The following is a 24362-nucleotide window of genomic DNA, read 5'->3' on the forward strand; positions in this document are numbered from 1 at the left end:
TCCAGCCTTAGCCACAGTTTCAGTATCAATATCAATAAGCTTATTTTTCTGCCGTGGTCAGCCCCACGCGTATTGCATAGCGTACCAGGCCGGGCACATCATGGATATCCAGACGGTCCATCAGTTGTGCCCTGTGGGTTTCTACCGTCTTGCCGCTGAGGTTAAGGCGGTAGGCGATTTCCTTGGTGTTGTCGCCCTCCGCAATCAATTGCAGTATCTGCCTTTGCCTGGGCGTCAATACTTCCATGTTCGTGCCTTTTTCAGCAACCTTGCGCATGTACTGATCCAGCGCCTGCGGTGACAGGAAAGAATCCAGATAGCGCTGGCCCTGCATCACCTGGCGTATCGCCCGTTCAAGCTCATAGGTGGCTGAGTCTTTCAAGAGATAACCGCTGGCACCTGCATTCAGGGCTTGCATCACATATTCTTCGCTGCTGTACATCGATAGCATGAGTAATTTGACGTCTGGGAAACGGGCGCGGAAATGGCGCACGGCTTCTATGCCATTCATGCCCTTCATGGCAATATCCAGTATGGCCAGGTCAGGCCTGTGGGCTTCTGCCTCTGCCAGCGCAGCGGCACCATCGGCCGCTTCTGCCACTACCTGCATGCCCGGCATGGTCTTGAGCAGGGAATGTATGCCACTACGTACCAGTGCATGGTCCTCAGCCAGTAAAACGCGTATGTTCATCATGTCAGCCCCCTGATGTGAGGTGTGAAAGGAAGCACAACATCAATATTCACGCCCGCGCCGGGTGATGAAGTGATGTCCATCGTGCCGCCGACCAGCAGGGCACGCTCTTCCATGTTCAGCAGACCAAAGCTGTTGCCTAGTACGGCATTTTCACGCGCCTGGTCTACGTCAAAACCCTTGCCATCGTCACGTATGCGCAAGATCAGATTACTTTCATTCTTATCCAGCCTGACCCAGATATTTTTTGCCTTGGCATGCCGCAGGATATTGGTGATGGCTTCCTGTACGATACGAAAACAGGTGTTCTCAATATCGGGGTGCAGCTTGCTGATCACGCCTTCATATTCAAACCAGCCGTGCAAGCCATCACTGGAGGTTTTGCTTTCCACATACCAGCGCAGGGCCGATACCAGGCCCAGGTTATCCAGCTGGGGTGGCCGCAATTCCAGTGACAGGGTACGCACCTGTGACAGGATGCTGGACACCAGTTCTATGCCTTCCTGCAGCCTGGTATGACGCTCTTCGCTCTCCAGCCTTTGTGCGGCCTGCAGCATGATCTTCAGGGCAGTCAGTGATTGCCCCACATCGTCATGCAGGCCGCGTGCCAGATGCTGGCGCTCCCTTTCCTGCACTTCGATGACGCTGCCAGATAGCAATTGCAGACGCTGATTGGCAGCCTTCAGGCTGGCCTGGTCATGCACTTGTTCGGTCACGTCCATTGCCAGACCTGCCACCAGCGGCACGCCTTCATCCATGCCCAGCGGGAAGCGGATGATATTGAGTATCCTGGCCGTCAGGCTTTCATCGGCAATGGTTTCCTGTGTACTCAGGCTGTCATTGCTCGCCAGTACCTGCTCGTCATGCTGGCGCGAGTTCTGTGCGGCACCGATGGACATCAGGTCAAAATCATCGCAACCTAGCATTTCTGCGGGTGCCATTCCAAAGAAGCTGGCCTGGGCTGCGTTCACATAGACATAGCGCAAATCCCTGTCCTTGATCCAGGCCGGCATGGGCGCATTGTTCATGAAAGCATGAAAGCGCACCTGCATTTCGCGCAAAGCCGTTTCACTGGCCAGTTTCTTGCGCCTCAGGGCTGCGTCCCGCAATTCTCTTTCTATGGCCAGAGGGAGACGAGTGATATTTTGCTTGAGGAAAAAGTCATCGGCCCCGGCACGCATGACTTCGATGGCCGTATTTTCACCTATGGTGCCAGACGTGATGATAAAGGGGATATGTATCTTCATGCGCTTGAGCACATCCAGCGCCTTCAGGCCACTAAAGGCGGGCATGGAATAATCGCAGATGACGATATCCCATTTCGCTTCTTTCAGCGCATCCTGCATGGCCTGTGCATTATCTACTCGCTGCCAGTCGGGGGCGAAGCCACCGCGCTTGAGTTCGCGGATGATCAGTTCTGCATCTTCGCTGACATCTTCTACCAGCAGTACACGCAGTGGTATGGTCATGAGCTACTTGCCTTCCACTTTGGTTAGAAGGAAAAATATTGTTTAATAAAGCGACTTTGCATGCAGATGGCGGATAATGGCGATATCCAGCCATCTCTGGGTTTTGTCCCCATAGATTGTTATTAATTAATCAAGTATCCCGAATTAATCGGGATGCAAAAGTATGCTTGTTAAATAGATATTAGCAATTATTATAGAATTAAGTGTAATTTTTTGTCAAAAATGCATATCCTCATGCTGGTCAACATCTGTTTACCAGTGAGGAGTTTGTTGCCTGCTGCATGCCCGAGCAGTAAAAATTGTCTCGCCCACCTCATATCAGGATATGTGTATTTTTTCTAACAAATCAAAAGAATTGCCAAATTCAATAACTAATTTAGTAATGATTGTTGGCTTTCTTGCTATACTCAACCCAGCGCTGGCAGAAACTCGTACTGCCAGCCTGGCAGTATCTGCAGTGGTTGTCCCAACTTGTACAGTCAATGGCTCCGCAGTATCTTTTGGTAATTATGAAATAGCAGCCGTTGAGCAAGCTGGCAATATCGGTGTGAATTGTTCGCAAGGCACCACATATGTGCTGAGCCTGGGCGGTGGGAGTGGCGCTAATGCGGGTATGAGGCAAATGTCAGGTCCGGCGAATGCAGCCCTGAGCTATGCCTTGTATCAGGATCAGTCCCGCAGCAAGCTGTGGGGAAGCGCCTCCGACAATCATGCCATCACCGGTACTGGTAATGGCAATATGCAAAATCTGCCTGTATATGGTCGCATCCCGGCTGGTCAGGTAGTAGCACCTGGTAATTACAATGAAGTAGTAAGTATCACCCTGACCTATTGATGTAAAACCTCGCGATGGAGGAGACGTCATGTTTCCTTATGCATGTGTTTTAATGATAGGCCTAGGTTTCCTGGCAGGAAGCTTACCTGCCCATGCCTCCAATTTTGAAATTGCCCCGGTCGTGCTGGAATTGAGCATGAACCGTAATGCTGGTGTCATACGCATCGTCAACAAGGATGATCATCCGGTTTCCCTTCAGGTTCGTGGCTATGAATGGACGCAGCTTGAGAATGACGACCAGCTCAACAGCACAGAAGCCCTGCTGATCAGCCCCCCCATGTTCAGCATAGAGCCAGGCGCTGCTCAGGTGATACGCGTCATCTCGCGCAAGCCGCTGTCCAGCAAGGTCGAGCTGGCCTATCGCCTGTTGATCGATGAACTTCCTGGCAAGGAACAGGCCGCAGTTGCGTTCAAGTTCCGAATTTCCATGCCCGTGTTTTTCCAGCCTGAAAAAATGCAGGCAGCGAAAATAAACTGGAAGGTTGAAGCCGGTGGCAAACAGGCCATCGTTGTGGAAAACCAGGGTGGGCAAAGAACCAAGCTGCTCAATCTCAGTCTCGCCCTGCCAGATGGAAAACGCCTGGTGCCCAAGGTGGCCGCCAACCCTTATGCTCTGGCGGGTGCCAAACGACGCTATGAATTTGAATCCAGTGCCGGACTCAAGGCCGGGTTGCCCGTGAAAATATATGCGACAGCCGATACCGGGCCTGTCGAAGTGGAAACCACAGTATCGCCATGAGATTATTGGCCGTGTGTGCCATATTCTTTTGCCTGGCGGGTCAGCCTGAAGCTGCGCCAGCAGACGAGATATTATTGCTGGAGGTGAGCGTGAACGGGCGTCAAACCCAGACTGTGCTGCAATTTACCAGAAGGGCGGGCAAGCTGTTTGTCAGCCCCGATGAATTGCAGTCCGCCGGTTTGCGCCTGAATACGACATCGAAAGAGCAAGTTGATTTATCCAGTATTGCAGAAGACTTTCAACTTGATATGGCCGCGCAAAAAATCAGTATCCGGGTGCGGCCAGATCTGCTCAACACCACCCAATTGAATACGGCCACATCAGAAAGCGAAACCGTTGCCCTGGCAGACAAATATCCTGGGGCCTTACTCAATTATGATGTACTGGCGTCCCAGAGCGGCGGCAGCAAGGCTGTCAGTGCGCTGGCCGAGGCCAGGGCTTTTTACGGTCCTCATGTTTTCAGCAGTACCGGTCTGACCTATGCACACGAAGGTAAAACAAATTCCCTGCGTCTGGACAGCACTTACACTTACTCCAATCCCAATAGCTTGCAGCGCTACCGGCTTGGCGACTTCATCAGCAATGGTTTGCCATGGTCAAGGCCAGTGCGCATGGGTGGGATACAGCTATCGACAGACTTCGCCCTGCGTCCTGACCTGGTGACTTTCCCCACCCCGGATTTGCGCGGCGAAGCGGTGGTGGCATCGAATGTTGACCTGTTCCTCAATGGCATACGCCAGTTGTCCGAGACCGTGCCACCCGGGCCTTTTGAGATACGTCGTCCACCTGTCGCGACTGGCGCAGGCACCATGTCCATCGCCGTGACGGATGCGCTGGGTCGCCAGACATTCAGGAATATCCCGTTTTACGCCAGTGAAAAATTATTGCGCGATGGCTTGCTGTCTTACTCCATAGAAGCTGGTTCCATACGCAAAAATTACGGCTTGCAGAGCAGTGATTATGGCGGTGCGGCCACCTCAGCTTCAGTGCGCTACGGCTGGTCACCCACGGTGACGATAGAAGGGCATGCAGAAGCGACATCAGGCCTGCGTCAGGCTGGCATAGGGGCGACCAGCGCGTTCCACGAATGGGGTGTGCTCAGTGCTGCAGTCAGTGGCAGTGCAACGGCAGACAATCTGGGCAGGCAATATCTGCTGGGGTTTGAAAGGCGGGCTGCGAATGCCAGTTTCTCTATTTCCAAGACCCAGGCTGACCGGCATTATCGCGACATCGGTGCCATGTTTGGCATACCCGTCCCACGCTCGCTGCTGACCATGAGCATGGGCTTGTACTCGCAAAAATATGGTTCCTTCAATCTGGCTTATACCTCTGCCAGGACCACTTTGCCAGGCACAGAAAGCATGCCAGAGCTAAGGCCGCTGGATGCTGACATCATTTCTTTTTCTTACTTCAAGTCCCTGTTCAACCGTACCAATTTTTTCCTGACAGGATACAAGAACCGTACTGATCACAGCTATGGTTTAACCGTAGGCTTGCTAATGGCACTGGGCGAGAAAGACAGTGTCAGCAGCACCTATACATCCGGTAGTGGCTTGCGCAATTTTTCTCTGCAGGCTTCCCGCCCGGCCAATCTCGTTGGAGATATAGGCTGGCAGTTGCAGGATAATGAAGGCGACTTTACGCAGAGGCTGGCTGAATTTTCTTACCGTTCCAATGCAGCGCGCGCCAGTTTTGCAGTGGCGCAAAATGGCAATTTATTGAGCCAGCGCGCCAATGTGCGCGGCGCACTGGTATGGGCAGACAATTCCCTGTTTTTGTCCAACTGGGTGGATGACAGCTTTGCGGTAGTCGATACCAATGGCGTCAGCAATGTTGCCGTCTACGCTGAAAACCGCCTGGTGGGCAGGACGGACCAGCGCGGGAAATTACTGATCCCTGATTTGCGTGCCTATGAAGCCAACAAGATTTCCCTGGACCTCAGGGACTTGCCACTGGATGTACAGGTAGGCGCTTCGGAATTCACCATCAAGCCACAAGACCGCAACGGCGTGGTCGTGCGCTTTAAACTTGCCAAGAGCCTGGGTGTACGCATCATCCTGAAGGATAGCGAGGGTAAATTCCTGGCAGTAGGCAGTACCGTGAAACTCAAGCAGGGCGGGCACACGGCCATCGTTGGCTATGACGGCGAAACTTATTTCCCTGAATTGCAAATTGAAGGCACGCTGGAAATCATCACAGCCAGTGGCGCAGTATGCCGTCTCGATCCTGGCAGCATTCCGCAAAACGAAACCATACCTGTCATAGGCCCACTTACCTGTAAATGATCATGCGCCATCTTTGCAAACTATTCTTTATCTTGATGCTGGCTGCCAGCCAGCAGGCGCAGGCACTGACCTGTACTGTCTCGGCACTGCCTGTGGCCTTCAGTAATTATGACCCATTCTCGAACACACCTTCCGATATCAGCAGCACAGTGACTGTGACCTGCAATGCGCTGGTATCGGTACTCGTCAGTTACACCGTCAAACTCAATGCCGGCATGACGGGCACTATTTCGTCACGGCTGATGACCAGTGGCAGTTCACAACTGGCTTATCAGCTATACAGCAATGCCGGGCGCACGACGGTCTGGGGTGACGGCACGGCGGGTTCCGGTATCGTCAGCGATGGTTACCTGCTCAATGTGGTCGTACCAGTCGTCAAGAATTATTCTGTCTATGGGCGCATCACTGCCAAACAGAACGTCAAGGCAGGTAGTTACCTCGATACTGTCACCATATTGTTAACTTATTAGCTATATGCGAGGGTAAAAAAGCGAGCATTATGGAAAGATGTGTTTTTTTCATCAGGAAAACCCTTAGTTGAAAAAACCAAAACTCAGGTTTCCCCTGATATCAAGGCAAGCTTGCATGGCATAAAGTTTAGTCACAGCAAAGTTATTCAGATTCTTGAAAAAACAAGCTCAAAACTAGATACAAACCAGACACAAGCCAGACACCAGCCCAATAGTATAGCCAGAGGAAAATATCATGTTCAACGCCAACAACCGCCGCCAAATCGCCAAACTGCTGACAGTATTGTGCCTGTGCACAACAGCAAACGGCTTCGCCGCCACTTCTACTGGCACACTGTCAGTATCATCTACAGTACTGTCAGCATGCTCGGTCACCGGTGCGTCTATGGCTTTCGGCAGCTATACAGCAACCCAGATCGATAATAGTGCAGCCATCAGCATCACCTGCACCAATGGCACTGCCTACAATATCGGCATGGATGCAGGCGGTGGGTCTGGTGCATCTACTGCTGTCAGGAAAATGACCGGTTCGGTCAGCGGCACGCTGAATTATTCTTTGTACAAAGATTCTGGCCGCAGCGTAGTCTGGGGTAATACAGTCGGCACTGATACCCTGCTTGGTACCGGTACAGGCGCTGCGCAGTCTGTCTCAGTATATGGCCGTGTACCCAGTGGCCAAATTGCTGATGCTGGCGTCTATAGCGATAGCGTTACGATCACACTGACTTATTAAGCTTTGAGGCTTCGTCTGGTTTCCTGGCAGACATTCTGCTACTGACTGACCCCCGGCTAAGGGTCAGTCAGCAAAACAAGTGAAACTGGCCAAATCAAACAGAAATGAAACCAGCTTGTATCCGCCTTTATTCTGCATTTTCTGTTTCCCCAGCCTTCCCTCATTCTCCCTGTACCCCTACTTTTAGCTTGATGATACGGCATGAGCCTTTCTGGCTGCCATCACACTTGCTTACACTCTTTGCATTCGCCATTTTTTTCTCGCATGTTTAAAATGACATCCTGAAGCATTTTTGTCACATACAAGTCTTTGTATGGAAAAATGCTGGACACTCATTAAATAAACACCTGGAAAACCCTGATGTCGCCATTTAATATCTTCAACCGCATTTCGCAAGCACCCACCAATCCCAAGCCTGTGGTCAAGCCACGGCAGTTTGATGTGGCGTCCCTGTACCAGGGGCCGGTGCAAAGCAGTACAGCAGCGGTGGCAGGTGAACAGGCTCTTGATGAAAAATTGCGCCAGGCTTACTTCTGGATAGTCAATAACGCCATCATCAGCCCGCACTATGATATTGAATATAACGAAGGCCCCAGCCAGACTTATGCGGTAGGCGACAGCAAGCGCACTTTGACGCTGCCATCAGCGCAAAGTTATTCCAGCTTTATCCTGTTGCCGCTGCTGACTTTTGTTACCCGCAAAAAATGCCTCTTCGTTGGCGGGCCAGGGCGCGGCAAGACGGCCAGTGCTATCCTGATGGGCGTACTATCTGGTGCACCTGTGCGCGATGTACGCCGTGCCATGCAGCATGGTCATCCACAAATGACGATAGCCGATCTGCTGGGTAATCCTTTGCCAGCAGATTTGATGGCAGCGCAGAATATGGATGATATCCGCATCGCCTGGCGCAAATGGCTGGGCATGCGTGTCAAGATCGTCGATGAATATAACCGCATTCCCACCCGCACGCAAAGCGCCTTGCTGACCGTGATGGGCGACAATTATGCCGAGGTACTGGGACAGATTTTTGAATGCCCCGAGTCAGCCTGGTATCTGACGGCGAATGATGACCAGGGTGGTGGCACTTATCAGGTGATAGATGCCCTGCGTGACCGCATAGATGTGACCGTGCAGGCACTGGCTTTCAACCCGCGTTTCCTGAACGACTTGCTGGTGCGCATAGAAGAAAATATACGGCCAGAAGAACTGATGCCGCGTGAATTGATCTTCACCGAAAAAGAAGTGGACCGTGCCGCCGAAGAAATCCGCCAGATAGAAGTGCCGCCAGAAGTAAGGCACAGGCTGGAATTCTTTTGCAGTCAGTTTGAATTGTTTGAAACCGCTGGTGCCCAGTTTGAGTACATGACCAAGGACACTGCACGTTTATCCGGCATGGACTGGGGCCAGCTCGTAGCCGCAGACAATGGCCGCGACCGCCTCAAGGACCTGGGTTGCCAGACCATGAATGGCGTATCGGTGCGTAATCTCATGACCTTGCTGATTTTCGCCAAATCGCTGGCTTATTTCCGTGGCAATAAAAGTGTGGAGCTGGATGACCTGCGCCAGGTTTTGCCCTTTGTTTTGCTGGATAAACTGCATCCCGATATCGATGCGCCATTTTTCTCGCGTCCGGAAAATGCCGCCTACAAGACTGACCGTCTGGGCTGGTTGCGCCGCCTGTTTGATCTCTCGAATGATGAATTCAATCGCCTTGATCTGGACAGGGATGACCCGGTAGGAGAGCTGGCGGCAGAATTCGCGCAAGGCCTGAATGATGTCAGCGAACGCGATACCAGGGCCAGGCTGATGAGGATAGAACGCCTGATCGGTGATCGCGTCAAAGGTCGTAAATTATATGGCCATTTATATGATGATTTACTCAAGCTGAAATACCTGCATCAGCGCTATACCAATTATCTCAAGTGGCTGCGCTCTCAATGATATCCGGACCATTTGCTCAGGTACTGGCAGCAGGACGCAGCCAGTTCAATGCCAGGGTAGTTGAAGCCAGGCGGCGTTATCCCGCTTTTGATGTGCAGGCTCTCGCTGATTTTTTGCAAGGCAGCGTGGCCCCCGTCATGCAAGCCGTCACTGCGCATATGCCAGACAGGCTGGCCGTCATTGCACTGACTGCCTACGATATTACGCTGGATCTGGTTGGCCAGGCTTTGACTGGGGCCGGTGCGCGCAGCAAGGTTGTTGATCGCGTATGGCAAGACTTGTTGCCAGCCTATGTCCACATCCTGGTGAATGCGCCAACAGAAGTAATTGCCCTGCTGACCAATGCCGCACTGAATATAGAAAAAACTTCGAGCGCAAGAATCGATCAGTGGCAGGAGGAAATGAAACACATCGCGCCGCAAATCACCAGCCTGGCAGCCTTGCAGGCCACCGGGCAGATACTGGCATGGCGTGCTGGCATGGCACATTTCAGGGATGGTGCCATGGCCATCGCCGATACTTTACCACCAGCCTTGTTATTGCAATTGCTGGGTGCAGACCCAGGTAGCGAATGGTCACAAATAAAAAAACAGATGCAGCAAGACCCATGGTGGTGCCCTGATACTGCGGCCAGGATTAAGTACAGCTATACGACAGGGCAGGGCATGACCACAGGCCAGTTCACCGGTTTCGGCGGCGCCTTCCCTGCGCCACCAGAATTGCGTGCCTGTGAATATGGCTTTTGGGTAAAAAGTGCTGACCGCTATTTCTTGCTGATGGCCGATGTTTACGGCGCAGTCTTGCATCCATCCAGCAAGGATGAGTTTGAGCATGGCGCAGTGCTGGATATTACGGCTGGGGCAACCGGTGTCAGTTGCCAGGGCAATATCCTGCAAACCAGGCGTGGCAAACATGTCCTGAACTTGCCAGTCAAAGAATTGGCCCTGACCTGCAATCTGCATACGGTCGCTGTCAGTTCACCGTATACTTATGGCATCAGCCTGTATCCACTGTAATGAATACGCCATCCACAGATCAGCAGACTGCAGCTCAGCAAACTGCAGTTCAGCAGACACTACTCGCTGCATGGCAGGCAGCCTGGCCACAGGCACTGGCGGCCTGGAGCAGGTTCACGCGCCTGCATGAGCCTCTATTGTGTGAAAGCCGTCTTGCCGCCTCGCAAGAGGGCCTGAGCGGCAGCTTTGCCATGATACGTTTGTCTGATCAAAGCGTGGTGGTCGATCTGGAAGGCATACAGCATTTGGGTTTGCAAGACTATGCCGTGGAAATTCTGGCGCATGAAGTCGGCCATCATGTTTTTGCGCCGGGCAGTGTCACTGAACAATTTCGCCTGCTGGCCCGGATACGCCGCGCCTTGCCCACGCTGGAAAAATTTGCTCCCATGGTCGCCAATCTGTACACCGACCTGTATATCAATGACAGGTTGCACAGACAGGCAGGTTTGCGCATGGCCGATATTTATCTGCGTCTGGCACAAGATGGTAAAGACAAGGATGGCAAAGACCAGGGCGACAATGCCGCAACTGCCAGCCAGGTCTGGGCGCTATACATGCGCATCTATGAGCAATTATGGAAACTGCAAAAAGGCAGCCTGATCCCCACCAAAGAAGTCAGCACAGAAATGGATACCGACGCCTGGCTGGGCGCTCGTCTGATACGCGTGTATGCAGGTGACTGGATGCATGGCGCAGGCAAGTTTGCCACGCTGTTGTTGCCCTATCTGATTGCCGATAATGAAGCCAGTGCCAGCCAGCAAGCGCTTGCACATTTACATGACACCAAAGATGCCGCAGCCGGTTGTGAACCCATAGGAGCACAGGAGATAGAGGCGGATGAAATCGATGGTGCCATCCACCCGGCCAATGACCCGCTGGTATCAGGTGTCGATGAAGTCAGGACGCAGCCAGATGAAAACACGGCATCCTCATCATCAGGACAAACCCGCGAGCCTTATGAATATGGCGAAATCCTCAGGGCCGCAGGCATACAGATGTCGGATCATGAAATTGCCATACGCTATTACCGTGAACGCGCCTTGCCACATCTGGTGCCTTTCCCCAAGCGACCCAGGCCGCTGTCACCAGAACCGCAACTGGAAGGGCTGGAACAATGGGATATAGGCGAACCCTTTGATGAGATAGACTGGCTGCAGACTTTGCTACAGTCGCCACGCCCCATCCCTGGCCTGACCACGGTAAAGCGCGCTTACGGCAACGAGCAGGGTAAAGATCCCGGACATATACCGGTAGACCTGGACATGTATGTAGATAGTTCCGGTTCCATGCCCAACCCGCAGACACATACCTCCTACCTGACACTGGCGGGTGCCATCATCGCCATGTCAGCCTTGCGCGCAGGTTCGCGTGTACAGGTGACTTTGTGGAGTGGCAAGAACCAGACCCTGCAAACCAATGGCTTTGTGCGCGACGATGCAGAAATACTCAGTGTGCTGACCGGTTTTTTTGGCGGTGCAACTTGCTTCCCCATACCACGTATGCGCGACACCTTTGCCAATAGAAAACCGGAGGACAGAGCTGTGCATATACTGATGATTTCCGACGATGGTATTACCACCATGTTCGATAAGGATGAGCGCGGCAATGATGGCTGGGATATCTCCGCCATGGCTCTGGAAAAAGGACGTGCCGGTGGCAGCATGGCCCTGAATTTGCCATCAGACTGGGAAAAAGAATCCAGATACTATACACAGGTGCCACAAGACCTCAAGCGTGCCCGCGATGAACAGGGCTGGCATATCCATGCCATTACCGGCTTCGAGCAACTGATGGAATTCGCCCGCGTTTTCAGTCAGCAACATTATCTGAGGTAAGCAAAAAAGCATGGATAACATAGGCCCCATACTGGAAACCCTGACGCACAGGCTGGCAAACATACCGCCAGATTTCCTTGATGAACCGCGCATGGCGAAAAACAATAAAGGCGTCGCCGTGGCAGCACTGGTTAACGACGTGATGCGCATGCTGGGTAATGCAACGCCGCTGGATAATCTGGAAAGATTTGATGGCATGGATGCCGGTAAAGACAGAAACCGCCTGGCTCTGACCATGATTACGACCTGGTTGCTGGCAGATGAATGGTTTATCAGGGCAGCTTTGCCAGCGGCACAGTTCATGAGCATACTTGAGCAGACCGTGGCTGAACTGGCAGCAGCCACTGCCGCGCATAAATTTACCAGTGACCCCGACAGGCGAGAAGAACTCGCCAGGGTAGTGCTGGCGCGCTTGAATTACCGGCCTGAGGGCGAAAGCCTGGCGCAGGCAACAGACAGATTATCCAGCATCAGCGGCATGGAGCGCCGCCGCCTTGTCGAAGCCAGTCGCGCAGCGGAACAGCGTGCACGTGCCATACGTGAAGCGCTGGCGAAGAAAGCGGCAGAAGAATCTGCGGACAAGTGGACGCGTGAATGAGCCTGGGTACATCAAAAGAGATCAGCAATTATCCGACCTTGTCCGGACATGGCAAGGCCATGCTGGATTTCATGGCCGAGCATCCATTTGCTCCGACCTTCCGCAATCAGAGCGGTAACCGCCTGCTTGACCATGAAGTGGCAGAACTGCGTGAGTTTGAAAAAAAGCATGTAGACCAGCCTATCACATGGAGCCAGGAACTGATACCTGACTGGCTCAGACAATTCATTGCACATGTATTTACCCATGTCCCGTATTACCGGGCACTGGGTTCTGCTCCTGCGAAATTTGCAGACATACCGCCTGTCAACCGTGCCGACCTGGCAGCAGACATAGCTGCCTTTGTGCCTGATACTGTGCCCCTGGAAAGGCTCATCAATTTCCGCACCACGGGCACGACTGGTCACCCCATGCTCATCGCTTCCCATCCTGTCGTGGCGGCACGTTACCTTACTTTCCACAAACGGGCTTTGCTGCTGAATGGCATCACGCTACGACACGGACGCGGGCAAGTCGGCGTGGTACTGGTGGGTTTCCAGCAACGCTGTTTTACCTATACCTCAGTGACACCCACCATGGATGATTCTGGCCTGGCCAAGATCAATTTGCATGTGGATGACTGGCGCAAACCTGAGGACCGCGCGCGCTATCTGGATGCGCTGGCACCAGAAGTCATGACCGGTGACCCGCTCTCATTTGCCGAACTGGCAAAGCTGGAACTGACAAATTTGCCGCGCGCCCTGATCTCGGTATCCATGGCCATGTCAACTGGCATGCGCCAGATGCTGGAGACGCGCTTTCGCTGTCCTGTGCTGGATATCTATTCTCTCAATGAAGTCGGGCCTGTGGCTGTGTATGATGCCGCTGTTGGTGGTCATTTGCTATTGCAGCCAGAATTATATGTAGAGATACTCGATAGCGATGGTCAACCTGTGGCAGCGGGCCAGCGAGGTGAAATTTGCCTGTCTGGGGGCTTCAATTTCTGCATGCCGCTGCTGCGTTACCGTACCGGGGATTTTGCTGCCATGACGACCAGTGTCAAAGGCCCCATGCTGCTGGACCTGGCTGGCCGTTCACCCGTCCGGTTTCAAACCAGGGCTGGTGCCTGGGTCAATAATATCGATATCACCCATGCATTACAGGCTTTGCCACTACCGCAATATGGTTTTCATCAGCGTGCAGATGGCAGCAGCGTCATACGGCTGGCAGCTTCCGTCATGCATCTCGCTGAAGATGCAAGGCAGGCGCTGGCAGGCTTGTTCGATATCCGGCAACTGACGGTAGAAACGATCACGACCGATAATAAAATACTGCAATACACATCCGACCTGGAAGGCGCTTACCCTTGATTTCAGCTTTAGAATTATCTGCCAATGCAGTCACCACTGCCTCCATCATTCTGGCAGGACGTAATAGCGTACACACTTGGTGGACAGGCATCATAGGCAGTATCCTGTTTGCCCTGGTATTTGGCCACGCCTTGTTGTATGCCGATGTATTGCTGCAATTGTTTTTTATCATCACCAGCATCACAGGCTGGTGGCAGTGGCAGAAAGGGCGCAATGGCACGCCTCTGCCAATTTCCAGGGCTGGCAAGGCCAGTTATCTCTGGTCTGTCCCTGTGGGTTTGCTGGCGACGCTGGCTTATGGGGCACTCCTCTATTACTGGACCAAGGCTTATGCCCCCTTTGTTGATTCTGCGGTGCTGGTTTTCAGCATCATTGCGCAAATACTATTGATGCAAAGACGTATGGAAACCTGGGTGTTTTGGCTGCTGGTGAATACCATCGCCGTGCCCCTGTATGCCAGCCGAGAATTGTATCTGACGGCTTTCCTGTATGCGGCTTACTGGATCAATGCCATTGTGTCCTGGCTGGCATGGCGAAAAAACCTGAACAGTGATCAGTCCATTGCTTTTGTGGCCGAGGCCAGATGAGTAAATCATTTCAACGTGGTTTGATCGTCGGTAAGTTTTGTCCTTTGCATAAGGGGCATGAATACCTCATAGAACAGGCAATTGCGGCATGTGAAGATTTGCTGGTGATCAGTTATACCAAGCCGGAGTTTCCCTTATGTGGCCCGTCAGAGCGTGACCGCTGGCTGGCGTTGTCCTTCCCGGATATCCGGCGGCTGGTCATCGATGATGCAATCTTGCAGCGCCTGTGTAGTGAACGCAGTATCCAGCTGATCCCTGAAGTTCCGCACAATGATGCTGCTGAAGATATGCACCGGCAGTTCGTCGCCTGGTTATGCCTGGAGCTACTGGAAACTGCGGTTGATGTTGTTTTCACCAGCGAAGATTATGGTGATGGCTTTGCTGCTGTATTGACACAGCGCTTCCGGCAACATGATCCTGACCTGCCTGAGGTAAGGCATATTAAGCTCGATCAGCAGCGTATTACTGTGCCGGTTTCTGGCACCAGAGTACGCCTTGATCCCCACGCCAATAAAGCCTATCTGTCTCCACATGTGTATGCCAGCTTCGTCAGAAAGATTTGCCTGCTGGGGGCAGAGTCCAGTGGCAAGACTACCCTGGCCGCGGCACTTGCCCGGCATTTGCAAACAATGTGGGTGCCGGAGTACGGACGTGAGCTGTGGGTAGAAAAACAGGGGCAACTGGGATTTGAAGATATGCAAGCTATCGCGGTGAGGCAGCTGGCGCTGGAAGATCAGTTGCGTACCCAGGCAAAGCAGTGGCTGGTCTGTGATACTTCACCACTGACGACACTGCTGTATAGCCTGGCGATGTTTGAACAAGCTTCTGACGCCTTGCAAGACATGGCAAATACGCCATATGACTTCATCATCCTGTGCGATATCGATATCCCCCTGATACAGGATGGCACACGCCAGGACCAGGCTTTCCGCCTGCATCAGCAGGAATGGTATAAACAGCAACTGGCACAGCGCGCCTTGCCCTTTTTATGCGTCAGTGGCAGCGTAGAACAGCGCCTGTCTCAGGTCATGGCATATCTGGCTGGCAAATAAAAATCACCATAATACAGGCTTGCCTTTAGATTTTTAAAGCAGGCGGGCTTTTTTCTGAGCTTTGTCTTGTTCAATGCCTTGCGGTGAACTGTGTGGAAGCGAAATAGTCTTAGTCAGGATAGGGCGCTACACTCTGGCTGCTATATCCATTATAAAAATATTGAGGGAATTCATGAAAATCCGTTTCACACATGGCATCTTGCCGCTTTTGCTGATCGCGACGGCAGCGCAGGCTCAGGCTCAAACTCAGACGCATGACGGCATGCTCAGCCTTGAGATGCTGTATCACCCGACAAAAAAAGAAAAATTCGATACCAAACCACTGACACGCCTGGTCTGGGATGCGCAAAACCGTTTGATAGAAACGCAAAGCAAGGATGGCATAGTCCAGCAATTTGTCGTTAATCCCGCCAGCTGGGAAAAACAGGCCCTGGCTGCCGATGGCAATATCCTGGCCCTGATGACAGCCGCAGGCATACCAGAAAAAGAAGCCAAGGCCCAGGTCGACAAGCTGACACCGCAGTTCAAGCCAGACTTGAAATCTTATCTGTTCACCTATAAAAATGATTTGTGGCTGCTGGACCTGAAACAGGGCAAAGTCAAAGAGCTGACCCATACCCCGGACCAGGCTGAAGATGAGGCCATCCTCTCGCCCGACCTGCAATCGGTCGCCTACCTGAAGGGTAATGACATCTATCTGACGGACCTCGCCACGGCCACAGAAAAACGCCTGACCACGGGCGGTAGCGAAACCATTTTCAATGGCCGTCTGGACTGGGTCTATACGGAAGAAATTTATGGCCGCGGCCACTTGCGCGCATTCTGGTGGGCACCGGATTCCAAAAAAATCGCTTACCTGAGTTTTGATGAGAGCAAGGTGCCGGTCTACACCCTCAGCGGTGACCATGCGCAACCCATCAAAAGCGAGCGCACCCGTTATCCCAAGGCCGGTGACCCTAACCCTGAAGTCAAACTGGGTGTCGTTGATATGAGCGGCAAAACCAGCTGGACTGAAAACCCTTATGCAGGCAAGGAAACCCTGATCGTCCAGGTGGGCTGGACACCAGATGGCAAGTTGCTGGCATCCTGGCAAGACCGCGTGCAAACCTGGCTGGACTTGCGCCTGTATGATGCGCAATACCGCAGCAGGCATTTACTGCGCGAGAGCAGCCCTGCCTGGGTGGAGCGCCTGCCTTTGCCACAATTCTTGAAAGACGGCAGCTTTATCTGGGAATCTGATCGTACCGGTCACCATCACCTGTATCGCTATGACCAGCAATATCAGTTCAAGGGCGCAATCACCAAAGGCGACTGGGATATCCGCAGCGTCTATGGTGTCGATGAAGCAAAAGGCAAAGTGTTTTTTGCAGCCAATGAACGCAACCCCATAGGCAATGATGTGTATGCAGTCAATCTCGATGGCAGCAAGCTGCAAAGATTGACGACAGAATCAGGCACCCACAATGCACGCTGGAATAGTGCCTATACGCATTTTATCGATAGCTGGAGCAGTCTCAAACAAGCACCAAAGCAGGCCGTATTCAATGCAGAAGGTATATCGCAAAAACTGGTCGATGATACAGGTGTGCCAGAAAAAATGCAAAGCCTGAAACTGGGCAAAGTCACCCAACAACAAATCAAGTCGCGTGATGGCTTCCTCATGGAAAGCCTGCTGTTCCTGCCACCGGATTTTGATCCTAAAAAGAAATACCCGGTCTACCAGCATCTGTACTCTGGCCCCATGGCACCGCAAGTCGTTGACCGCTGGAGCAGCAATCTCTGGCACCATTTCCTGGCGCAGCAAGGCTATGTCGTCTGGGTACTGGATAACCGCAGCGCCAGCAACAAGGGTCTTGCCAGTGCCTGGCCGATACACAAAAAACTGGGCCAGCTTGAATTGCAGGACCAGCTTGATGGCCTGGAATGGTTGCGCAAGCAGGGCTGGGCAGATATGGACAGGATAGCCCTGAATGGCTGGAGCTATGGTGGCTATATGACTTCTTATGCGATGACCCATAGCAAGGCATGGAAGATAGGTTTCGTCGGTGCGCCAGTCACGGATTATCGCTTGTATGACAGCGTGTATACCGAGCGCTACATGGGCCTGCCACAGGACAATGCAGAAGGCTATGACAAGGGCAGTGTGCTGAAAGCTGCCAAGGACCTGAGTGGCAAGATCATGCTCATGCATGGCACCATGGATGACAATGTTCACCCGCAAAATACCATCATGTTCATTGATGAACTCATCAAGAATGGCAAGGATTACAGCCTGCAATTGTATCCGGGTGCTGGCCATGGCCCGCGTGGCGACTGGACCATGTGGTCACTGCAAAAAGCCAAATGGGAATTCTTGAAAAATAATCTATGATTGTTTGAGATGTAAAAAAGGTGCAGAAAAATCTGCACTTTTTTTATTGCATCAAAGCTGATAAAGCAGAATGACGTGCACGCAAGAAAGCGCTTAATAAAGCAGGGTAGTCTTCACTGACAGCAGCCTGTACTGAAGCCCGTGCCTGCAAGGTTTGCCGCCACGTTGTTAGCTTGGGAAGGTCAGTAAAAAATTCAAAATCTGCTATCTGTTCAAATACATCAAAATAGCGGAACACTGGCGCAAATGCGGCATCCACCAGACTGAAATTTTCTCCTGAAAAATAAGGCCCATCGCCTAGCTGCTTTTCCAGTTGTGCAAACTTCGTTTTTAGTTCCTCTGCTTTGGCATTCAAAATCTGCGCATCTGCGGCATTGTAAAAACCGCCTATGTTATTCAGGGTGGCTGAGGCAAATTCTATCCAGGCGCGGTGTTGCGCTCTTTCCAGTGCAGCTTCCGGATGCAGGCGGTGTGGCGTGGTTTCATCCAGGTATTCGCATATGACTGCTGAATCAAAGATGGCTTGTCCATCCACCAGCAACACTGGTGTCTTGCCCAGTGGTGACACTTGCAGGAACCAGTCAGGCTTGTTCGCCAGGTCTATGTCTATGCGTTCAAAGTCCAGACCTTTCTCGGCGAGGGTAATGGCCGCGCGTTGCACATAGGGGCAAAGCTTGTGGCTGATCAGGGTGTATTTGTTGCCCATGATTTTCCCCTTTATGCCAGTGAAAAGCGTGAGCTACGACGAAGGGCAAAGGCACCATCACCGAGTAACCAGAGCGCGATTGATGTCACGATCAGAAACACTGGATATTCCCAGCCACCGTTAGGACTGGTATGCACCCAGCCATTGCCAAAATGCACAGTAGCGGCAACCGCCATGATGGGCACCAGTGCCAGCGCAACCTGACGGCTGTAGATGCCGAGTACCAGTGCCAGGCCACCGAGTAATTCCAGCGCAAACACTGGGTAAGCGAGAAAGCCCGGATAACCTATGCTGGTAAAAAACTGCGCGGTGCCGGGCAGGGTAAATACAAATAGCTTCAGCAGGGCGTGGGCTATCCACATGATGCCCAGGCTGACGCGCAGCAAAGTGATACCGTAGGCATTGCTGCCCTGGTCTGCAGAGGGATTTGAATGAGTCATTTTGTTCTCCAAAAAAGTGATTGATGGAGCTACTATATGATTTCGCATTTGCAATGAAAATAGGCGATGGAGCAAACTATGAATGCAAAAACGCAATACAAGCTAAATGCTGCTGACCTTGAGGTGGTGCTGGCGCTGGTACGCACCGGCAAGCTGGCTGAGGCGGGAGAACGGCTGGCACTGGATGCATCCACCGTCTTTCGCAGCATACAAAAACTGGAAAAAGGCCTGGGTCAGCGCCTGTTTGAACGCTCGCGTACAGGTTATCAGGCCAATGAGCTGGCGCAGGAACTGGCAGTGCATGCAGAGCAAATGGAAGCGCAGCTGGAAGCTGCCCGTTCAGCCATGCAAATGCAGCCAGATCAGGTTGCAGGAGCCGTGCGCATCACGACGACAGACACCATATTGCATGGCTTGCTGGCACCAGTATTAAAGCCCTTGCAACTACTGCATCCCTTGTTGAGCCTGGACCTGCATGCCGGCAATGAACTCGCCAGCCTGACCAGGCGCGATGCCGACATTGCCATACGGGCAAGCAAGCGGCCACCGCAGCATTTGATAGGCAAGCACCTGGGGCCGATACGTGTGGCTTTGTATGCAGGCAAGACCAGCAAGATCAGGCACTTTGATGCTGACATTGCCCAGCGCCATCACTGGATTGCCCCTGACGATGCCTTGCCAGAACATCCGTCTGTCGTATGGCGCAAGAAGCATTTCCCAAAGCTGCAGGCGACCTACAAGGTCAATAGCATACTCACCGTGGCAGAGCTGGTGGGGCAGGGCCTGGGCCTGGGTATCTTGCCGCTATTTCTCGCTCAGGGCCGTAAAGATGTAGTGCAACTGAGTGATGTGCTGGATGAATGCCAGACTGAGTTGTGGCTGCTCACGCATACCGAAGCCAGGCATTTGCGCCGGGTGTCGGCGGTGTATTCTTACCTGTCGCAAGAGATGGTCTTGAAATGAAAAAAGCCGCCGTGAGCTTGATCACTCACAGCGGCTTTCTATCGCTATAGACAATATCAGGAAGGGATATTGAAGTCGGACAGTTTTTTGCTGAACTTGAAAAGCCAGATACGGTTAGGGCGTTCAGTATCTGCACCACGGGCTACGCGCATGGTATTGCCTGCGGTACAGCCGAGTGCTCCAGCCGTGGTTGTCAGGGCGCCATTGGCATCTACCGTACATTTGGTGACGTCCGCACCAACCACGATAGCGCCTGTAGGATCGACGATCACAGTCTTCATGCCAAAGTCATCATCATTCGTCAGTGCCAGGGTGTTTTCATCGACCAGGGCCAGGCCTTCGGCTTTTTCTGCCAGCCAGCCTGCATTGTTCAAATCAAACAACTGGGTTTTCTTCAGCAAAACGATGTCAGCATAATTGACACCATTGACTGCCGCACCAGTCATGCTGCTTTTTTCCAGGTCCGTACCCATGTTGGCGATATCGGTCGCATTGCTGGGCACCTGTACCAGCATCAGCTTGTTGAAAGCCTTGCCGTTCGCATCTGTGCCCTGTTCTATGACGATGAATTTGCCATTACCCAGCGAAACCATATCACCCAGTTTGGCATTGCCTGTCTTGCCTGCAGTGTATTGTGTGCTGTCGATAGGGTAGGCATACAGCCTGGTTTTTTCTGTGGTTGGGTCAAACTCTACCCAGCGGTTGAACTTGGCGTAGTCCTTGATACTTTCACTGGTCGCTGCAGTTGCACCGGGCACGATGTAATTGGCCTTGCCATCATCGAGAGGGCTTTGCACAAAGCCATTCAGCTTGCCGGTGGCGACTTCCAGTGACAGGCCTTCCATGCCGCGGTTGGCACGGCGTTTCAGCAAGACGGCTGGCAGGTCGGCTGCGCCTGTGCCTGGCTGGTATTTTTTCAGGATGATGCCGGTGGCAACATCAATCTTCAAAATGAAAGGACCGTATTCATCTGACACCCAGACTACACCACGTGCTGCATCATAGACGATGGATTCAGTATCGAGGCCGTAGTCGCTGAACGTGGTTTTGCTGCTGGCATCAAACTTGGCTGCATCATTCAAAGGTACTTCTGCTGAAGAGCCAAGCTTGCCAGCCGCGATAGACAGACCAGATGCATTGATGGTGGCGCTGAATTTGATGGGCGTGCTGGATTTCAGTACCGCGCCATCCTTGCCTATGCTGATCAGGCCAAATGAAGGTGTAAAGCTGGGGGAAGGAAAGAACTTGGCATCGCTGGTACCAGTGGCACCTGCAGTGACGACAGAGTTAGGCACTTTGGGGCCATCGCCATTCGGGCCGCGGTCGGTGATGCCATAAAATTCAAGCGAACCATCAGCGGCTTTGCCCTTGAAGGTCAGGCCTGAGCCATAGGACGGCAAGAAACCTTTCGGGAATTCAGCCTTGACTGCGGCATTCGTACCCTCATACGGCACAAAGAAATTATCAGCAGCCTGCACCTGATAACGCGTGACGGCGGCACTGACCGTACCCAGCGCGTTGGTTTGCGTCACAGTATCAACGACAGGTGTGCCCAGCTTGGATGCCATGGTGTCTTCAAAATGTTCGCGTACCAGGGTGCGGCGGTCTGCATCCACAGTGAGTTTTTGGTAATTCGCTGGCAGCTTGGCCAGAGTTGCTGTCAGTGCTGTATTGAAGTTGGCAGCAGTGGCATTGAAGTCCAGCGTCTGGCCAGCGAGTGCAGTCTTTACTGTAGCAGGTATTTTGATGCCGGTAGCAACATCATTGTCTTCATCCAGCAATTGCAGGAATAGCAGGCGGTTGACGACGCTGTCATCCTTGACGTTGTTGGAATTGGCCAGGGTCAATGGTGTAGCAGTTGCTGCGCAAGGCGCATTACCCAGGGCGATACCGCCGACTGAGAAGGCGACTGTATCACCAACGTTGCAGTTAAAACCGCCGGTGGCCGATGTACTGAGCTTGCTGCCGCCAGCGATGGAATAATCCAGGCCTTCAACTGCGGCATCGAGGAATACGCCACTCACCGGAGTAGGCGTGGCCGGAGTGGTGAGCGTATTATTGCTACCGCCGCCGCAGGCACTAAGCAACATGGCTGCAGTCAGACTACTGATGCCCAGCATCAGGTTTTTGCTACTTTGCTTCATTTGAGATGACCTTTTGAGTAGTAAATTTGCGTGAAAATTCTTGCTCGCGAATGTACTAGCTGCATGTGACGCAGCAATGACAGCATAACCACCACCAATTTGCTGTCGTAATGTCAAGGTCATAAATGACAACTATAGTGTGCGCACCTTTTCCATGGAGTGCCTGTCATGATGAAATTTGCTGTACGCACCATAAGCGGTCTTGCGCTGAGCTTGTTGCTGCCTTTGGCTAATGCTATTGCCGCTGGCAATATGGTCCCTGACTATGAAGTCAAATTACTCATGAACCCGAATGTGGTTCTGGATACAGATCATAAACTCAAGAGTACGGTACTCAATACCTTCAACATGCCAACATCCGTGACCAAGATGAATATCCTGTTCATGGATACCAATGCCAAGGATATCTATGGCAATACCTGGATAGCCCGCATACGCAAGACGGAAGGTGAAAGTGATTTCGAGCTGACTTACAAGAAGCGTTATGCCATAGACGATGGCAATATCACTGAAGCCCTGTACCGCGCCAATGCCCAGGGTTTTGACTCTACAGAAAAGAACTATGAAGCCCAGATCGAATGGGGTTATCAAAAGAAAACTCTGAGCATTTCCAACAGCAAGAAAGACAGCAAATCTGGCTATAGCGGCATGGATTTGCCATCTGCAAGCGATGCTCGCAGTCTGCTCAAAAAGAATATCCCCGGCAAGCTGAATAACTGGCTGTATAGCGGTTGGGGCACGGCCATGCTGGATAGCTCGCGCAAGTATGGCCCGATACTGGCCAAGCGCTCAGTCGGCACCTGGAGTGGCATGACGCTGTACATTGAAGTCTGGCCCATCCTGAATCAGGCAGGCACAGGTACTGACTATATCGTCGAAGCCTCGTTCAAGACCAAGAGCGAAGCAACAGCCTCTGCCAAGCATGATGAATTGCAGGCTTATTTGATTTCGCGTGGATGGTTTGTGGCAGAAGATTCGCTGAAGACCCAGCTCATCATGGATAGGTACTAAGGACTTACACAAAATTGTCCCAGCAAGGCTAACGCTTTAGGTAAGCTCTCTTGCAAGAGAGCTTCGTTACGTTGGCAGACAACGTGTTGTCTGAAACCCCAATACACCGTAGCGACGAAGGTAGTACTTTTTTAGTACGGCTAGTCGCTGCAACGCAGCTGAGGCGGTTTTGTGTAAATCCGCTAAGAGTCTTTGAGGCCTTGCCAGCGTGGAGTCAATGCATGCGGCAAGGCAAACATATCGAGTACGCGACCAAGGGTATGGTCGACCATCTCTTCTATGCTTTGCGGACGGTGGTAAAAACCAGGCAGGGGCGGGAAGATGATGCCGCCCATTTCTGTGACGGCTGTCATATTGCGCAAGTGCGCGAGGTTGAAAGGCGTTTCGCGCACCATCAAAACCAGGCGGCGGCGTTCCTTCAAGACTACATCGGCAGCGCGGGTGATGAGGTTGTCAGACAGCCCATGTGCCACGGCTGCCAGTGTCTTCATCGAGCAGGGGGCGATGACCATTCCGTCTGACAAGAACGAACCGCTGGCGATACTGGCGCCGACATCACGGACATTGTGGACAACATCGGCCAGTGCTTCTACATCCTTACGCTTCAAGTCCATTTCCTGGTGCAGGTTCAGTACACCTGCTTCTGAAATCAGCAAATGACTTTCTACTCCAGAAATATTTCGCAAGACTTGCAGCAGCCGCACACCATAGATGGCACCTGTTGCACCGGTAATGGCAACAATCAGGCGCTTGGGGGCTGCGGCTTCAGTCATGCCTTGCTTAGTCTTTCAGCAAGGTTTGCAACTCACCGCTGTCAAACATTTCATTCATGATGTCAGAACCACCAACGAATTCGCCTTTGACATACAACTGCGGTACGGTAGGCCAGTTGGAAAAATCCTTGATACCCTGGCGTACTTCCGGGTCTTCCAGCACATTTACAGTGACCATGTTTTGCACGCCACAAGCTTTCAGCAGTTGAATCGCACGGCCAGAAAAGCCGCATTGCGGGAATTGGGCAGTACCCTTCATAAATAACACTACAGGGTTTGCAGTAACAGTTTCTTTGATCCAGCTTTGTACGTCGCTCATGGCTATCTTCCTAAATCAGTAATTATGACTAATTC

General features: G+C 52.4%; 22 protein-coding genes. 15 read left to right on the plus strand and 7 right to left on the minus strand.

Translation table 11 applies throughout. The features are described 5' to 3' along the window. Nucleotides 1-40: 40 nt before the first annotated feature. Both DFR42_RS18605 and DFR42_RS18610 read right to left on the minus strand, forming a co-directional pair. Nucleotides 41-691, minus strand: coding sequence for a response regulator (locus DFR42_RS18605; protein ID WP_110256587.1), 651 nt, complete (start codon nt 689-691; stop codon nt 41-43). Further along, nucleotides 691-2160, minus strand: coding sequence for a hybrid sensor histidine kinase/response regulator (locus tag DFR42_RS18610; RefSeq protein WP_110256522.1), 1470 nt, complete (start codon nt 2158-2160; stop codon nt 691-693). The genes DFR42_RS18605 and DFR42_RS18610 overlap by 1 nt, the downstream gene beginning before the upstream one ends. A 382-nt stretch (nt 2161-2542) precedes the next feature. Here DFR42_RS18610 and DFR42_RS18615 point away from each other — a divergent pair, with 382 nt between their 5' ends. The 13 genes from DFR42_RS18615 to DFR42_RS18675 all read left to right on the plus strand — a co-directional run bounded on the left by DFR42_RS18615 (nt 2543) and on the right by DFR42_RS18675 (nt 17971). After that, entirely contained in the window at nt 2543-2995 is a 453-nt protein-coding gene (locus DFR42_RS18615; protein WP_170133574.1) for a Csu type fimbrial protein, read from the plus strand. 28 nt (nt 2996-3023) lie between these two features. After that, on the plus strand, nt 3024-3734 hold the full coding sequence (locus DFR42_RS18620; protein WP_245937011.1) for a fimbrial biogenesis chaperone: 711 nt from the start codon (nt 3024-3026) through the stop codon (nt 3732-3734). After that, on the plus strand, nt 3731-6019 hold the full coding sequence (locus tag DFR42_RS18625) for a fimbria/pilus outer membrane usher protein (protein WP_110256525.1): 2289 nt from the start codon (nt 3731-3733) through the stop codon (nt 6017-6019). Before DFR42_RS18620 ends, DFR42_RS18625 begins: the two co-directional genes overlap by 4 nt. 2 nt (nt 6020-6021) lie before the next feature. Then, nucleotides 6022-6489: a Csu type fimbrial protein gene (locus DFR42_RS18630; RefSeq protein WP_110256588.1), complete on the plus strand. Its 468-nt coding sequence runs from the start codon at nt 6022-6024 to the stop codon at nt 6487-6489. A 235-nt stretch (nt 6490-6724) separates the two neighbouring features. Further along, nucleotides 6725-7222 carry a Csu type fimbrial protein gene (locus tag DFR42_RS18635; protein WP_110256526.1) on the plus strand — a complete coding sequence of 166 codons (498 nt, stop codon included), beginning with the start codon at nt 6725-6727 and terminating at the stop codon, nt 7220-7222. Nucleotides 7223-7582: 360 nt separating this feature from the next. Next, complete coding sequence (locus DFR42_RS18640) at nt 7583-9163, plus strand: AAA family ATPase (RefSeq protein ID WP_110256527.1); 1581 nt, start codon at nt 7583-7585, stop codon at nt 9161-9163. Next, nucleotides 9160-10179 (plus strand): hypothetical protein, encoded by a 1020-nt coding sequence (locus tag DFR42_RS18645; RefSeq protein WP_110256528.1) that lies wholly within the window; start codon nt 9160-9162, stop codon nt 10177-10179. The genes DFR42_RS18640 and DFR42_RS18645 overlap by 4 nt, the downstream gene beginning before the upstream one ends. Next, nucleotides 10179-12014, plus strand: a complete 1836-nt coding sequence (locus tag DFR42_RS18650) for a vWA domain-containing protein (protein ID WP_110256529.1) — start codon at nt 10179-10181, stop codon at nt 12012-12014. The genes DFR42_RS18645 and DFR42_RS18650 overlap by 1 nt, the downstream gene beginning before the upstream one ends. 10 nt (nt 12015-12024) lie before the next feature. Further along, nucleotides 12025-12612 carry a hypothetical protein gene (locus DFR42_RS18655; protein ID WP_110256530.1) on the plus strand — a complete coding sequence of 196 codons (588 nt, stop codon included), beginning with the start codon at nt 12025-12027 and terminating at the stop codon, nt 12610-12612. Beyond that, complete coding sequence (locus DFR42_RS18660; RefSeq protein WP_110256531.1) at nt 12609-13961, plus strand: AMP-binding protein; 1353 nt, start codon at nt 12609-12611, stop codon at nt 13959-13961. The genes DFR42_RS18655 and DFR42_RS18660 overlap by 4 nt, the downstream gene beginning before the upstream one ends. Beyond that, nucleotides 13958-14548: a nicotinamide riboside transporter PnuC gene (gene pnuC, locus DFR42_RS18665; protein ID WP_110256532.1), complete on the plus strand. Its 591-nt coding sequence runs from the start codon at nt 13958-13960 to the stop codon at nt 14546-14548. The genes DFR42_RS18660 and pnuC overlap by 4 nt, the downstream gene beginning before the upstream one ends. Further along, nucleotides 14545-15600 (plus strand): AAA family ATPase, encoded by a 1056-nt coding sequence (locus tag DFR42_RS18670; RefSeq protein WP_110256533.1) that lies wholly within the window; start codon nt 14545-14547, stop codon nt 15598-15600. The genes pnuC and DFR42_RS18670 overlap by 4 nt, the downstream gene beginning before the upstream one ends. Before the next feature lie 172 nt (nt 15601-15772). Next, complete coding sequence (locus DFR42_RS18675) at nt 15773-17971, plus strand: S9 family peptidase (RefSeq protein WP_170133575.1); 2199 nt, start codon at nt 15773-15775, stop codon at nt 17969-17971. Nucleotides 17972-18014: 43 nt separating this feature from the next. Here the strand turns inward: DFR42_RS18675 and DFR42_RS18680 are convergent, their stop codons facing one another. Beyond that, nucleotides 18015-18677 carry a glutathione S-transferase family protein gene (locus tag DFR42_RS18680; RefSeq protein WP_110256535.1) on the minus strand — a complete coding sequence of 221 codons (663 nt, stop codon included), beginning with the start codon at nt 18675-18677 and terminating at the stop codon, nt 18015-18017. An 11-nt stretch (nt 18678-18688) separates the two neighbouring features. After that, nucleotides 18689-19117 (minus strand): DoxX family protein, encoded by a 429-nt coding sequence (locus DFR42_RS18685; RefSeq protein WP_110256536.1) that lies wholly within the window; start codon nt 19115-19117, stop codon nt 18689-18691. A 78-nt stretch (nt 19118-19195) separates the two neighbouring features. On the opposite strand from DFR42_RS18685, the gene DFR42_RS18690 reads away from it, so the two are divergent. Beyond that, on the plus strand, nt 19196-20080 hold the full coding sequence (locus DFR42_RS18690) for a LysR family transcriptional regulator (RefSeq protein WP_110256589.1): 885 nt from the start codon (nt 19196-19198) through the stop codon (nt 20078-20080). 56 nt (nt 20081-20136) lie between these two features. Here the strand turns inward: DFR42_RS18690 and DFR42_RS18695 are convergent, their stop codons facing one another. Continuing rightward, nucleotides 20137-22224 (minus strand): esterase-like activity of phytase family protein, encoded by a 2088-nt coding sequence (locus tag DFR42_RS18695; protein ID WP_245937012.1) that lies wholly within the window; start codon nt 22222-22224, stop codon nt 20137-20139. A gap of 168 nt (nt 22225-22392) precedes the next feature. Here DFR42_RS18695 and DFR42_RS18700 point away from each other — a divergent pair, with 168 nt between their 5' ends. Next, nucleotides 22393-23235, plus strand: coding sequence for a hypothetical protein (locus DFR42_RS18700; protein WP_211324348.1), 843 nt, complete (start codon nt 22393-22395; stop codon nt 23233-23235). A 182-nt stretch (nt 23236-23417) separates the two neighbouring features. Here the strand turns inward: DFR42_RS18700 and DFR42_RS18705 are convergent, their stop codons facing one another. Further along, nucleotides 23418-24008, minus strand: a complete 591-nt coding sequence (locus DFR42_RS18705; RefSeq protein ID WP_110256537.1) for a UbiX family flavin prenyltransferase — start codon at nt 24006-24008, stop codon at nt 23418-23420. A gap of 7 nt (nt 24009-24015) precedes the next feature. Continuing rightward, nucleotides 24016-24327, minus strand: a complete 312-nt coding sequence (gene grxD, locus DFR42_RS18710; RefSeq protein WP_110256538.1) for a Grx4 family monothiol glutaredoxin — start codon at nt 24325-24327, stop codon at nt 24016-24018. Nucleotides 24328-24362 lie beyond the last annotated feature (35 nt).

Source organism: Undibacterium pigrum, from assembly GCF_003201815.1.
GTDB lineage: Bacteria > Pseudomonadota > Gammaproteobacteria > Burkholderiales > Burkholderiaceae_D > Undibacterium > Undibacterium pigrum.

What these genes read in the sequence shown, in the direction of transcription:
- DFR42_RS18670 (WP_110256533.1), top strand. Translation starts at nt 14,545, where the DNA reads ATGAGTAAATCATTTCAACGTGGTTTGATCGTCGGTAAGTTTTGTCCT.
- DFR42_RS18605 (WP_110256587.1), bottom strand. Translation starts at nt 691, where the DNA reads ATGAACATACGCGTTTTACTGGCTGAGGACCATGCACTGGTACGTAGT.
- DFR42_RS18660 (WP_110256531.1), top strand. Translation starts at nt 12,609, where the DNA reads ATGAGCCTGGGTACATCAAAAGAGATCAGCAATTATCCGACCTTGTCC.
- DFR42_RS18625 (WP_110256525.1), top strand. Translation starts at nt 3,731, where the DNA reads ATGAGATTATTGGCCGTGTGTGCCATATTCTTTTGCCTGGCGGGTCAG.
- DFR42_RS18705 (WP_110256537.1), bottom strand. Translation starts at nt 24,008, where the DNA reads ATGACTGAAGCCGCAGCCCCCAAGCGCCTGATTGTTGCCATTACCGGT.
- DFR42_RS18690 (WP_110256589.1), top strand. Translation starts at nt 19,196, where the DNA reads ATGAATGCAAAAACGCAATACAAGCTAAATGCTGCTGACCTTGAGGTG.
- DFR42_RS18635 (WP_110256526.1), top strand. Translation starts at nt 6,725, where the DNA reads ATGTTCAACGCCAACAACCGCCGCCAAATCGCCAAACTGCTGACAGTA.
- DFR42_RS18620 (WP_245937011.1), top strand. Translation starts at nt 3,024, where the DNA reads ATGTTTCCTTATGCATGTGTTTTAATGATAGGCCTAGGTTTCCTGGCA.
- DFR42_RS18680 (WP_110256535.1), bottom strand. Translation starts at nt 18,677, where the DNA reads ATGGGCAACAAATACACCCTGATCAGCCACAAGCTTTGCCCCTATGTG.
- DFR42_RS18610 (WP_110256522.1), bottom strand. Translation starts at nt 2,160, where the DNA reads ATGACCATACCACTGCGTGTACTGCTGGTAGAAGATGTCAGCGAAGAT.
- DFR42_RS18615 (WP_170133574.1), top strand. Translation starts at nt 2,543, where the DNA reads ATGATTGTTGGCTTTCTTGCTATACTCAACCCAGCGCTGGCAGAAACT.
- DFR42_RS18700 (WP_211324348.1), top strand. Translation starts at nt 22,393, where the DNA reads ATGATGAAATTTGCTGTACGCACCATAAGCGGTCTTGCGCTGAGCTTG.
- DFR42_RS18645 (WP_110256528.1), top strand. Translation starts at nt 9,160, where the DNA reads ATGATATCCGGACCATTTGCTCAGGTACTGGCAGCAGGACGCAGCCAG.
- DFR42_RS18695 (WP_245937012.1), bottom strand. Translation starts at nt 22,224, where the DNA reads ATGAAGCAAAGTAGCAAAAACCTGATGCTGGGCATCAGTAGTCTGACT.
- DFR42_RS18650 (WP_110256529.1), top strand. Translation starts at nt 10,179, where the DNA reads ATGAATACGCCATCCACAGATCAGCAGACTGCAGCTCAGCAAACTGCA.
- DFR42_RS18685 (WP_110256536.1), bottom strand. Translation starts at nt 19,117, where the DNA reads ATGACTCATTCAAATCCCTCTGCAGACCAGGGCAGCAATGCCTACGGT.
- DFR42_RS18675 (WP_170133575.1), top strand. Translation starts at nt 15,773, where the DNA reads ATGAAAATCCGTTTCACACATGGCATCTTGCCGCTTTTGCTGATCGCG.
- DFR42_RS18640 (WP_110256527.1), top strand. Translation starts at nt 7,583, where the DNA reads ATGTCGCCATTTAATATCTTCAACCGCATTTCGCAAGCACCCACCAAT.
- DFR42_RS18655 (WP_110256530.1), top strand. Translation starts at nt 12,025, where the DNA reads ATGGATAACATAGGCCCCATACTGGAAACCCTGACGCACAGGCTGGCA.
- DFR42_RS18630 (WP_110256588.1), top strand. Translation starts at nt 6,022, where the DNA reads ATGCGCCATCTTTGCAAACTATTCTTTATCTTGATGCTGGCTGCCAGC.
- grxD (WP_110256538.1), bottom strand. Translation starts at nt 24,327, where the DNA reads ATGAGCGACGTACAAAGCTGGATCAAAGAAACTGTTACTGCAAACCCT.